We start from the raw sequence: 12,419 nt of genomic DNA, 5'->3' as shown, positions 1-12,419 counted from the left end.
CATAGCTGGAACACAGCTAGAACAGCGTGAGGGTGCGCGCGCAATGCCCGTCGTAAAGCATCGGCACCGTGCAGGAAACGCCGAAGACTGGCCTAGTTCTGGTAAACGCGCGGGTGAAGCGTGCCGACGTACGGCAAATCGCGGTAGCGCTCGGCGTAATCCAGGCCGTAACCGATGACGAACTCGTTCGGAATGTCGAATCCAACATCCGCAACATCCAGATTGGTGCGCACGGCCTCTGGCTTACGCAGCAGCGTAATGACCTCCAGCGAGCGCGGATTGCGGTTGCGCAGGTTCTTCATCAGCCAGGACAGGGTCAGGCCGGAGTCGATGATGTCCTCGACAATCACGACATCACGTCCCTCAATATCGCGATCCAGGTCCTTCAAAATACGTACAACGCCTGACGACGAGCTGGAGTTTCCGTAGCTGGAAACTGCCATGAACTCCATCTGGCTGGGAATGCTGAGCTGACGAGCAAAGTCAGTCAGGAAGAAAACCGCACCCTTGAGCACTGCGACCAGAATCAGATCGCTGTCGGCATCCTTGTACTTCTCATTCACACGATGCGCCATCTCGGCAATGCGAGCATGCAGCTCCTCTTCGCCAATAAGAACTGCCTCTACCTCATCGCCGTAGGGGTTTGCGGGGACGTTGAAATCCTTCACATCATGCATCGCATTTCCTTTCCGCACTTCTATGGCGGCGTGTCGATGGAGCGTAACTGCCCCAGTGCAAGTTCGGGGTTATGGCAACCGATGATTCTCAGCCGCCGGATGTTGGATTGCGGCACCTTTCTTAAGACACCGCGGGACGATTCATTACCAATTGTAGAGTGCCATCTTTTCGCTCAACGACCAACCTGGCATTTCGGTCAGCGTCATCGCGACCCCGGGTCACCGGCACCTCCCCCTGGCCGTGATAACGGTGCACGAGCGCCATAATCATGTCGATTTGTTTACTGCTGGGCTCCGCACTCGCTCGCCTCAACCAACGCGCAAGGACGCGCACCGCGATGGCGTCGTCAAGCTCAGCCACCCCTCGTACAGGCAGACCCCCGCATGCCGACGCTTCTTCCTCCGCCAGCAGCGCATTCAGGGCTGACTCGGCGTGAGCGTCCAAAAAGTCATTATCGACTGCTGCGATTGCCGCAGTCTTAGCGAGATTTTCCGCAACTCCCGGCCCCAGTTCCTGCTCCAGCAGTGGCAAAATCGTCTGTCGGACCCGGACGCGGGCGTAGTGGTCGTCCTGGTTGTGCGGGTCATGCCAGACCTTCAATCCCAGCTCGCCACAGCAGCGCTGCGTGTCTGAGCGTCGCACACCGAGTAGCGGGCGCAGGATCCGAGTCCCGTCCGACCACGTAAGGTCCGCGCGGATAGCAGACAGCGCCTGTGGCCCGCCTCCCCTGGCCAGCCGCAGCAAAACTGTTTCCGCCTGGTCATCCAGTGTGTGGGCGAGCATCAGTGCCGCACCTCGAGATTGCGCGACTTCCCGCAAGACCCGGTGTCGAGCCAACCGCGCCTCATATTCGGGACCACGGTCGGAATCGTTGTTGATATCGACCGCAATCACCTCGGCCGTAGCCCCCATCCCTTGAGCTATGTGGGCGGCGCGCTCAGCGACTTCTGCAGACCCCTGCTGAAGCTGATGATCGACCACTACGGCGTGGACTTTCCGGCTGGCCAACGCACCCTTAGCCCCGAAAGCTTCCGCACAGACCCCTGCGGTCAGCGCGAGCGAATCCGCACCACCGGAAAGCCCAATGACGACACCACTACCCAACTCCTGCCCTACCTGCTGCGCCATCGCGCGGACAGCGTGCCGAATGACGAGGAAGTGAGGGCTGCGGTCTGGCCAAAACGGTTTTACAACTCCAGGGCGCTGCCCCCCTGAAGTTGCTGAGAACGACTCATTACTCAAATGTCTAAATCTCCGCCAGGGCGCTCGCTGCTTTATCGGCCGCAGCTCTTGCCGGCAACAGGCTCGCTTCGTTGGAAATCAGTGCGAACGTCAGCACCTGCCCCGACTTCGTCACCACATACCCCGCCAACGCTGAGGCTTTATTCAGTGTGCCTGTCTTCGCACGTACGATGCCCGCCCCGGACTGGCCAGCAAAGCGCGTCGCCAGAGTGCCGGACACCGCCGCCACCGGCAGGCTATCCAGCAGAGGCCGCAACGACGTGCTTTCCGACGACTCCCGCGACCCCGCCACCCCCACTTGCTCAGCCGATTCCACCGGGCCCGCGGCCGAGTTGAGCACCTCGGAGAGATGCTGCGGAGAAATGCGGTTATCCGTACTCAGGCCACTGGAGTCCGACAGCACCGCGCCGTCGAGCGGAAAACCGTGCTCCGCGAGGGTGTCGCGCACGGCACGTGCGGCCCCATCAAAGGTCGGTGGCAGTCCACGAGAGATGGCCACCTCACGGGCAATGGATTCGGCGAGCACGTTGTCGCTGTAAATCATCATCTCGTGCAGACGGGTAACCAGCGGAGCCGACTGCACAAGCGCAACTGGGTCTGGATCCAAGGGCAGTGGCTGACCATCCTTGGCTGCATCTCTCAGGCTGCCTCCGTTTTCCGCACCAAGTGCCTTGGCCAGCGCATCAGCTGCATCCGCGGCTGGCGTGGCACTTCGCCGCGATTCCTCGTTCGTCGGATCGATACGACCGGCGTCCATCATCACTGACTCCACCGGTGCGATGTAGCCATCCTCCAACCCCTCGCGCTCCCAGGCCTCGTGGAAGCTCTCGGTGAATAGGGAGTTGTCGAGATAAACCTTGCCGACCCCCTCCGGAATGACCACGGAAATCTTTTCCGCCAAATTAGCGATTGAAGCCGAGTCCTGGAAGAACCCCTCCCCGTCCTTGCTGAGGGTAGGGTCGCCCCCGCCGTGCAATACGATGTCATTAGTCCCCGTGATCCGTGAGACGCGAGTGGAGACTCGGTGATCTTCACCTAAGTCCAAGAGTGCGGCGGCCGAGGTGAGAATCTTCATGCTGGACGCCGGGACGGCCACCGCGGTGTCGTTCTTCCCCCACAGTCTCTGACCGGTCGTAGCATCGCTGACAATTCCATGCAGCTCGCCGAATGCGGAATCATCCGCCGCAGAATCCATGATTGCGCTGACTTTTTGGGTCAGAGTGTCGTCGTCAAGCGAAGACTGCGCAGTCGTCACGGGAGCAGGAACATGGCTGACGGCGGGCGGCGCATCGACAACAATCTGGCGATTGTCGTTGATGACAACCGCCGCTCCGCCGCCTGCTGCGATAACGAGGACACCCGCGATTGCACCGCCGATTTTCAGTCCCCGCGAATTCTTGGATTTGTCGGATTCTACGGAACTGGGCGATTTTTGCGTGCCCTTAGCGGTGGTTTTGGAGCTCTCGGAGTCAGCACTACTCACGATTACAAACACCTTCTTCCTAGAAACAAAACCTCACTTAAGGTGCACAAATAAACGGTTTTGAGCGGGTTTCGCATAAGATAGCCGTCAGAGAAGTGTACACCGATTATAAGGAGTCATCGCCGTGAGCGTTGAGGTCACTATTGAGATCCCGAAGGGTCAGCGCAACAAGTACGAAGTCGACCACGAGACTGGCAAGGTCTACCTCGACCGCTACCTGTTCACCCCAATGGCCTACCCGGCCGACTACGGCTTCATCGATGAAACCCTCGGCGAGGACGGCGACCCGCTGGACGCTCTCGTAATCCTGCCGGAGCCGGTTTTCCCGGGCGTTATTGTCAAGGCTCGTCCGCTCGGCGTTTTCAAGATGACCGACGAGGCCGGTGGCGACGACAAGCTGCTCTGCGTCCTCGACGACGTTCGCTTCGACAACTACCAGGACATCGACGATGTTTCCCAGTTCACCAAGGACGAGATTGAGCACTTCTTCGTCCACTACAAGGACCTGGAGCCGGGTAAGGAAGTTTCCGGTTCGGGTTGGGGCGACAAAGCTGAGGCAGAGCGCATCCTGGCTGAGGCTATCGAGCGCCACAAGTAAGAGCTGCTCTAGCTAAGCCGTCTTCCTGGGGATCGCACCTTTGATGCGGTTCCCGTGATGCAACTCTTAGGCCGTCGGATTTTTCTCCGGCGGCCTTCGCGCTTCCAGAGACAAGAACCGATTGCGTATAGTGCGCACTATGGAAACCGTAAACGTACCTGAAGTACCTGAAGACGCACAGATCATTGATGTCCGCTCGCAGATGGAGTGGGATGACGGCCACGCCACCGGCGCCATCCACATCCCCATGGAAGAGATTCCGTCCCGCTACGGCGAGCTGGACCTGGATTCCGACATTTTCCTGATGTGCCGCTCCGGCGGACGGGCCACTCAGGTCTCTTCCTGGTTGGAGAAGAACGGTATCGACACCATTGTCATCACCGGCGGCATGATTGACTGGGAACACTTTGGTCGTCCGATGGAGAAGGCCAACTAAGCACCAACCAGATATCCTGCTTCGTAGTTCATGCCCTGCATCGCGCGGGGTATTTTTATTTGCCAACACGAAAGCACCCACCTTCTAACAATCTGCAGGAAAACCGGCACTTTATTAGTTGGCCATGTCCCATTATTGATGAGTCCCCAGATTGTCTACTATGGGAGGTATGTCTGATTCATCCGTACTTTCCTCGGCGGACTCAGCCGATACCAGCGATGGTGCGGCCGCCGACGTAGACGCAAAGGTGCCTGCTAACAAATCGCAGAGCAGCACCACGTCGAAGAAGGCTCGCAAGGCAGCGAAGGCCAACACCAAGGCCAAGGCCAAGTCTGGCGCCACAAGCGAGCCCGCCGTCGCACCCGCCGCGCTGCGCAAGTCCGCGTCCTGGTGCCTGGCACAGCTCGACGCAGCTGTCCGCACCAGTGTCAACGCGGCTCTTGGCCGCACCCAGATCGAGTCCATGTCCATCCGCGGTTATTGGGTTCTGGAGGCCATCGCCGACGGCGGCGACATGGCTCAGACTGAGCTCAGTGCTTTGCTCGGCATGGACCGCTCTGACATGGTTCGCCTGATTGACTCTCTGGAGTCGGCAAATCTGGTTGAGCGCACGCGTGATGCCAAAGACCGTCGCCGCCAGCTCATCGCATTGACCGAAGCGGGCAACACCACCCGCGCGTCTCTGCGCCGCTCACTCCGCAGAGCCGAACGCGCCGCCGTCGCCGAGTGCTCACCCGAGGTACGGGTACTGCTCGCATCGCTTGCCGACGACTCCGATGCAAGCCTCGACACCGGCACCGGCACCGGCACCCCGGCTGCGGAAACCACCGAGACAGACACCGATGTTGTAGCGGAGAATAAGACGCAGGAGACGTCGTCAAGCGATGCCCCGCGTCCTAAACGCAAGAAGTCGAAGAAGAAAAAGCGCAAGAAGAAGAATAAGAAGGGGTCTCTCAAGTGACAACCACTGAAGCGAAGTTCCTGCGCTCTACCGAACAGCCGCTTGAGCGCACGCTCATTGACATTGTCCGGGCGACCGCGCGAAGGTTCCCCGAGGCTGAGGCCATTGATGACGGCGAGGTTGTCGTCACGTATGCGGAACTGATCAATGAGATTGATTCCACAGCTACGTGGCTCTATGAGCAGGGTATCCGTCGTGGCGACCGCATCGGTGTGCGGATGCCGTCGGGAAGTCGCGAGCTCTACCTGGCAATTTTGTCCATCATGGCCGCCGGTGCCGCCTACGTTCCGGTGGATGCGGACGACCCCGATGAGCGTGCGGAAATGGTCTTCGGCGAGGCCGGTATCGCCGGTTATTTCGATGCCGAGGGGCTACATTTGGCGGGATCGACGGCACGTAACCGCCCCCGCCCGCTGGACTCCGATGCCGACTCCGATGAGGACGCAGCCGAACCGACGCCGCCGAGCGCACGCGAGATCATCTCGCAGGAGCCCACTCCTGACGACGACTGCTGGATTATTTTCACCTCCGGCTCCACCGGCAAGCCCAAGGGCGTGGCGGTCACCCACCGCAGCGCCGCCGCTTTTGTCGATGCGGAGGCCCGCTGGTTCTTGGCCAATCACCCGGAAGGCCCACTCGGCCCAGACGACCGCGTCCTGGCCGGCCTGTCCGTCGCCTTCGACGCCTCCTGTGAGGAAATGTGGCTGGCCTGGCGAAATGGTGCCTGCCTGGTGCCGGCCCCACGTTCGCTGGTGCGCTCCGGCGTGGACCTGGGCCCATGGCTGATTTCCCGCCACATCACGGCCGTCTCCACGGTTCCGACGCTGGCTGGCCTGTGGCCCGCTGAAGCACTCGACAGCGTGCGCCTGCTCATCGTCGGTGGCGAGGCCTGCCCGCAAGAGCTGGTCGAGCGCCTGTCCACCCCTGAGCGCGAGATGTGGAACACCTACGGCCCCACCGAGGCCACAGTCGTGGCCTCCGGCATCGAGCTGAGGCCCGGCAAGCCCGTGACCATCGGCTTCCCGCTGGACGGCTGGGATCTCACCGTCATCGACGAGGAGGGCAACCCCGTCCCACCGGGGACGAAGGGTGAGCTAGTCATCGGCGGTGTGGGACTCGCGCGCTACTTGGATCCGGAGAAGGACGCCGAGAAGTACGCACCGCTGCCAGCCCTGGGCTGGGAGCGGGCGTACCGCACCGGCGACCACGTCATCATGGATGAGGACGGACTGTACTTCACCGGCCGCGTCGATGATCAAGTGAAAATCGGCGGGCGTCGTATTGAGCTCGGCGAGGTCGAAGCTCACCTGGCCGCACTCCCCGGGGCTACTCAGGCGACCGTCGTAGTACAGAAGACCGGCGCTGGCGACTCCATCCTGGTCGGCTACGTCGGCGCCGGTGGCGACGCCTCGGCCATGAATTACGACAAGTGCATGGACATCCTCCGCGATGCCATGCCGGCCGCGATGGTGCCACGCCTGCACATTATGGATGAGCTGCCGGTTCGTACCTCCGGCAAGGTCGACAAGGCGGCGTTGCCGTGGCCACTGCCTGCGCGTGCGGGTGAGGGCGACGTCGACAAGCTGAGCCCTGTGGAGAAGTGGCTGTCCGATATCTGGGCAGATGTGTTGTCCGTACCTGCGCCCGGCGCGGCGTCGGACTTCTTCGCTCTGGGCGGCACGTCGCTGGCGGCCGCGAGCGTCATCGCGCGCATTCGCCAGCGCGCCCCGCAGGTCGCCGTGCGTGACCTCTACGACCACCCGCGCCTGGGCAATCTCGCCGAAGAGCTGGTCGCGCGCGGTTTCATCAGCGACGACATGCTTGCCGACGCGCCAGACCCCACCGCTCACCTGGAAAAGGTGCCCGAACCGACGCCTGTGTCCCGCAAGACCCGTTGGGCTCAGGTCGGACTCATGGTGCCTCTGCAATGGGCACGTGGCATGCGCTGGGTGACCTGGCTTGCGATTATCAACTGGGTCATCGGCGGACCGCTGGCACTACCAGGCTGGTTGGTGGCCGTACTGGCCCTGTTCTTCCTGACTCCGCTGGGAGTCATGCCCATCAATGCGGCCACGACACGCCTGCTCACGCGCAACATCACCCCGGGCGATTACCCGCGTGGCGGTTCGGTGCATCTGCGCCTGTGGTCGGCCGAACGCCTGGCAGAGAGCTCCGGCGTGCACTCGGTGGCGGGAGCGCCGTTCGTACTGTGGTATGCCCGAATGCTCGGCGCCAACATTGGCAAGGGTGTGAATCTGCATGCACTTCCGCCGGTGACGGGGCTGGTCAAGCTTGATGATTACTGTTCCATCGAACCGGAGGTGGATCTGTCCGGCTACTGGGTCGATGGCGATGTCGTCCATGTCGGCGAGGTCACTATTGGCAAGCACGCACGCATCGGTGCACGTTCGACGTTGCTGCCCGGCGCGCGTATTGGCAATGACGCTCACATCGAGGCCGGTTCCACAGTCACCGGCGAGAAGAAGGTCAAGGCTGGCTCGCGCTGGTCGGGTTCCCCGGCTCGCAAGGTCGGTCGTTCCAAGCACCGTTTCCCACAGGAGGTACCAGCGGCCCGCCGCCACTGGGTGGCTATTTACGGTCTTACTGCTGTGTTGCTGACCCTGGTGCCGATCACCGCGGCGGCCGTAATGGCGGCGGTCATCGGTTGGGGCACGGGGCTTATCGACGGCACCACCGAGCTAACTACCTCGAATCTCTGGCCTACGCTGGGCAGCGCCGTGCTGTGGGCTATTCCGGCCACCTTCGCCGGTGTTGCGGTGTATGCCCTGCTGACGCTGATTCTCGTGCGCCTGTTCAGCATCGGCCTGCAGCCGGGTGTGTACCCGGTGCGGTCGCGAGTGGGCTGGCAGTCCTGGGCAACAATTCGCCTGATGGACGCTGCTCGCCACGACCTGTTCTTCATCTACGCTTCCATGCTGACTCCGCTGTGGCTGCGTGCGCTGGGTGCTCAGATTGGTCGCGACAGCGAGGTCTCGACCGCGATTGGTATTCCGAAGTTCTTGCACGTCAAGGGCGAGTCTTTCCTGGCCGACGACACGATGGTCGGCAGCTACGAGCTCGGCGGTGGTTGGCTGCTGGTGGGTGACTCCCGGATTGGCAAGCGCGCCTTCCTGGGCAACTCCGGCATCACGCTTCCGGAACGCAAGCTTGCGAAGAACTCGCTGGTGGCCGTGCTGTCCTCTACTCCAAAGAAGACCAAGTCCGGCTCCAACTGGTGGGGTTCGCCGCCAGAGCGCATGCGCCGCGTGGGCACTGTCTCCAGCGATGAGTCGGCGCAGACCTACCGTCCGACCACAGGGCTGAAGGTCGCCCGCGGCATTGTCGAGACTCTGCGTGTCCTGGCGCCGATGGTCTCTCTCATGCTCGCTACGATTACGCTATTTAGCCTGCAGACCCTCGGCATGTTCACCGCAGAGCTGGTCACTGCAGGTGGGGTTGGCGCTGCTCTGCTCGGTCTGCTGGTCGCGTGGCTGCTCTCCCCTGCCGTACTCCTGATTGTCGGTGCGCTGGGGCTGTTGGTCACAATCGTGGCCAAGTGGGTGTGCGTCGGCAAGCACAAGCCCGGTGACCACCCGCTGTGGAGTAAGTTCGTCTGGCTCAATGAGCTGCAGGATACGTTCGTCGAAATGGTCGCCGCGCCGTGGTATCTGAACCCGGCGATGGCCACCGGCGGTATCGCACGCGCGATGCGGCTGCTCGGCGCGAACGTTGGCCACGGCGTGTGGCTGGAGACGTACTGGCTGCCCGAGACCGACCTGATCACGATCGAGCGAGGTGCTTCTGTCGGCCGCGGTTGTGTCGTTCAGACGCACCTGTTCACCGACCGCGTGATGACGCTCGACACCGTCCACATCGGACACGGATCCGTGCTCGGACCGCACTCGGTCGTACTGCCGGCATCTGTGCTTGACGACGGCTGCCGCGTCGAACCCGGTTCTCTCGTCATGCGCGGTGACCACGTTCCTGCGCATACCTCCTGGCGAGGTAACCCGATTGAGCCGGTGGTGGCAAAGAAGAAGTAGCCCGGCTTGTGTAGGGCTTTGTTGGGGCCTTGTTGGCACAACGGGCTGCAAATGTGAAACTGTGCAAGCTTATAGCACTTTCAAGCCATTTTTCGGGCAATTTTTGCTATAAACGCAGTCAGTAACTCACATTGGCCCGCTGTCGCCAGCCATAAACGCAGTCAGTTACCCGCATTGGGGCTAAGTAGAGCTAAGTAGCAAAAGGTGCCCACCCAGCGACACGCCGAGCGGACACACTTTTGCTACTTAACCCGCTATTTATTTTTCGGCTTTTTGGTTCCGGCTTACTCTGCTAGCTGCAAACGAGCCTGCTTCGCTGCGGCTACCAATACTTTCAGTGAAGCCGTAACCTCTTCCCAACCTCGAGTCTTCAGACCGCAGTCCGGATTGATCCACAGCAAGCTGGGGTCAACACTTTCGAGCGCATCTTCCACGAGCTGGCTGACTTCTCCGTCCGTCGGCACGCGAGGCGAGTGGATGTCCCAGACACCTGGACCAATCCCCCGAACGTATCCCTCATCCTTCAGCGCTGCGAGCACCTGCATGCCGTTGCGAGCTGCTTCGATGGACGTGACATCGGCGTTGAGTTCATCGACGGTGTCAATGAGCTCATTGAAGTCCGAGTAGCACATATGCGTGTGAATCTGAATCTCGTCAGCCACGCCAGAGGTAGCCAGGCGGAAGGACCCCACAGCCCACTTCAGGTAGGCGGGCTGGTCCGCTTCATTCAGGGGCAGCAACTCGCGAATGGCTGGCTCATCGACCTGCACAATCTGGGCTCCAGCGGCCACGAGATCTGCAATCTCATCGCGCAAAACCAGCGCAACATTATCCGCAGTGTCACCGATTGGCTGGTCATCACGGACAAACGACCATGCCAACATGGTCACTGGCCCAGTGAGCATTCCCTTGACGGGAAGGTCAGTCATGTCTGCCGCTGCCTTGTACCACTGCACCGTCATTGGCTCTGGCCTGGTGATATCACCGTAGAGAATCGGCGGCCGCACGCAGCGGGAACCATAGCTTTGGACCCAGCCATTGGCCGTCGCGAGGTAGCCGTCCAGCTGCTCCGAGAAGTACTGCACCATGTCATTGCGCTCAGGTTCGCCGTGAACCAGCACATCGAGTCCCAGTTCTTCCTGCTGCTCAATGGAGCATCGAATTTCAGCGAGCATTGCTGATTCGTAGTCAACTGGGGTCAACTCTCCCGCGCGCAACTGCGCACGTGCACGACGAATGCTATTGGTCTGCGGGAAGGATCCGATTGTGGTGGTCGGCAGCGGAGGCAGGTTAAGGGCCTCAGCCTGAGCCGCCTGGCGAGCTGCAAACGGGGAACGAGTCCGGTCGCTCTCCTCGATTGCTGCCAAAGCTTCACGAACTTCAGGCTTAACGATCCGCTTCGATTCTGCCCTCGATGCCAGTGCTGCCCGGGACTCCCTCAACGCCTTCAAATCCGCGGCATCGAGTTGGCGGTCATTCAACCTGGCATCAAGCGCCCTCGCCAAGAGGGTCACCTCGGCGATTTTCTCATCACCGAAGGCCAGCCACTGCAGCACCTCGGCATCTTCTTCGCTCGGGTTTTCCGAGGCCAGGGAGTACGGGACGTGTAGCAGCGAACAGCTAGTCGACACCGCGATGGGGCCTCGGACTGCCAGCTTCTCCAGCGTCGCCAGGGCTGCATCCAAGTCGGTGCGCCACACATTACGCCCATCAACAATACCCGCAACCAGCAGTTCCTGGCCGGTCCAATGCGGCAACTCGGAGCTACCTGCTACCAGGTCGCAACCAATGGCCTGCACGCCTGTGCCAGAAAGGGTTTCCAGCGCCTGATCACCATCACCAAAGTAGGTCTGCACCCACAACTTGGTATTCGCAGACTCCGCCACGCCGGCCAACTTCTCGTAGACCTGGCGAGTCCTAGCAAGAGTCACTTCATCGAGGTCAGTGACCAATACTGGCTCATCGAGCTGAATCCACTCAAAGCCCTTATCCCCCAGTTGAGCGATGATTTCCGCGTATGCATCGGTCAACTTTTCCAAAAGGCCAAGTGGGTTCGAACCATCGTCGGTACGCGACAGGCTCAAGTAGGTCACTGGACCAATCAAATGAGGGCGCAGCATGGTGGTGGCGCCATTGTTCAAGCTGCAGGAATCATCCAACCAGTCAGTGAGGTCAGAGGTAAATTCAGTATCGGCTGACAGCTCCGGAACAATGTAGTGGTAATTAGTGTCGAACCACTTGGTCATTGCGGATGCCGGTTGCGTCTTCGTACCGCGAGCGGCGGCGAAGTAGTGGTTGATCCATTCCGGTAGGTTGGAACCGTCCGTTTTCGGGACATTCTGGAAGCGGGCTGGAAGCACTCCGAGCAGCGCCGATGTATCCAGCATAGAGTCGTAGAACGAGCGCCCAATTGTCGGAACCGAGTCGATTCCTGCCTTCAGCGCTGCGCCAATGTAGCTATTGACAGTGTTGCGCGCCGTCGCGGCCAGCAGGCCGCCGGTCGCCGGGTCGCGCCAGTAGTTTTCCAGAGCTCTTTTGAGCTCACGATTACGCCCTATCCGCGGAATGCCCGCGAGGGTTGCGTGAATTGCCATGATCTCGTGATTTCCTCGTCAGTCGTGATCAGCATCGGGTATGAAATTGCACAACCGGCAGGCATTCGGACTTGTCATCACTGAAAAGATTGGTTATCAACGCGTCGGATAAACCAAAGGTCTGGCAGTGATGCTTACCGTTGCGGGACAGTTCCGGACTTGCACCGGGATTCCCCTGCATAACTCGAGGGCCTCATGCGCGTTAGGCTAAAAACACACCTTGCGCGGAAAACGTGCGATATGCAGCACTTTCCTTTATGAACCCCTTCGAGGCGGCTGTGGATGTGAAGTATATCGCAATATACAAATATCTCATTCACTTAGCCCCTCCCCAAGCCTTTGCTTTGAGCTCTCCTGCTGGGGCCAAAGTGATTAAGCTCGTAG

The 12,419-nt window shown here is 60.6% G+C and carries 8 protein-coding genes and 1 riboswitch; of the genes, 4 read left to right on the top strand and 4 right to left on the bottom strand.

All coding sequences use genetic code 11. The annotated features are described in order from the left end of the window. Nucleotides 1-92: 92 nt before the first annotated feature. From hpt to dacB, 3 genes are all read right to left on the bottom strand, one after another. Nucleotides 93-677, bottom strand: coding sequence for a hypoxanthine phosphoribosyltransferase (hpt, locus tag ADA16_RS06975; RefSeq protein WP_048760398.1), 585 nt, complete (start codon nucleotides 675-677; stop codon nucleotides 93-95). A gap of 121 nt (nucleotides 678-798) precedes the next feature. Next, nucleotides 799-1,920, bottom strand: coding sequence for a tRNA lysidine(34) synthetase TilS (tilS, locus tag ADA16_RS06970; RefSeq protein WP_275042187.1), 1,122 nt, complete (start codon nucleotides 1,918-1,920; stop codon nucleotides 799-801). 4 nt (nucleotides 1,921-1,924) lie between these two features. Further along, nucleotides 1,925-3,403, bottom strand: coding sequence for a D-alanyl-D-alanine carboxypeptidase/D-alanyl-D-alanine endopeptidase (gene dacB / locus ADA16_RS06965; protein ID WP_239659380.1), 1,479 nt, complete (start codon nucleotides 3,401-3,403; stop codon nucleotides 1,925-1,927). A 124-nt stretch (nucleotides 3,404-3,527) separates the two neighbouring features. Here dacB and ADA16_RS06960 point away from each other — a divergent pair, with 124 nt between their 5' ends. The 4 genes from ADA16_RS06960 (at nucleotide 3,528) to ADA16_RS06945 (ending at nucleotide 9,441) form a co-directional block, all read left to right on the top strand. Beyond that, nucleotides 3,528-4,001, top strand: a complete 474-nt coding sequence (locus tag ADA16_RS06960) for an inorganic diphosphatase (protein ID WP_048760392.1) — start codon at nucleotides 3,528-3,530, stop codon at nucleotides 3,999-4,001. A gap of 139 nt (nucleotides 4,002-4,140) precedes the next feature. Further along, on the top strand, nucleotides 4,141-4,437 hold the full coding sequence (locus ADA16_RS06955) for a rhodanese-like domain-containing protein (RefSeq protein ID WP_048760391.1): 297 nt from the start codon (nucleotides 4,141-4,143) through the stop codon (nucleotides 4,435-4,437). A 169-nt stretch (nucleotides 4,438-4,606) separates the two neighbouring features. Then, the gene (locus ADA16_RS06950; protein ID WP_048760389.1) at nucleotides 4,607-5,398 is read left to right on the top strand and encodes a MarR family winged helix-turn-helix transcriptional regulator; all 792 of its coding nucleotides are present in this window, start codon (nucleotides 4,607-4,609) and stop codon (nucleotides 5,396-5,398) included. Next, nucleotides 5,395-9,441 carry a Pls/PosA family non-ribosomal peptide synthetase gene (locus tag ADA16_RS06945; RefSeq protein ID WP_048760386.1) on the top strand — a complete coding sequence of 1,349 codons (4,047 nt, stop codon included), beginning with the start codon at nucleotides 5,395-5,397 and terminating at the stop codon, nucleotides 9,439-9,441. Before ADA16_RS06950 ends, ADA16_RS06945 begins: the two co-directional genes overlap by 4 nt. Nucleotides 9,442-9,725: 284 nt before the next feature. On the opposite strand, the gene metE is transcribed toward ADA16_RS06945, so the two are convergent. Next, on the bottom strand, nucleotides 9,726-12,035 hold the full coding sequence (gene metE, locus ADA16_RS06940) for a 5-methyltetrahydropteroyltriglutamate--homocysteine S-methyltransferase (RefSeq protein WP_048760385.1): 2,310 nt from the start codon (nucleotides 12,033-12,035) through the stop codon (nucleotides 9,726-9,728). A 39-nt stretch (nucleotides 12,036-12,074) separates the two neighbouring features. Further along, nucleotides 12,075-12,273, bottom strand: a riboswitch (cobalamin riboswitch). Nucleotides 12,274-12,419: the final 146 nt, after the last annotated feature.

Source organism: Corynebacterium vitaeruminis (assembly GCF_001054325.1).
Classification (GTDB): domain Bacteria; phylum Actinomycetota; class Actinomycetes; order Mycobacteriales; family Mycobacteriaceae; genus Corynebacterium; species Corynebacterium vitaeruminis_A.
This window is presented reverse-complemented; position numbering and strand designations above follow the sequence as displayed.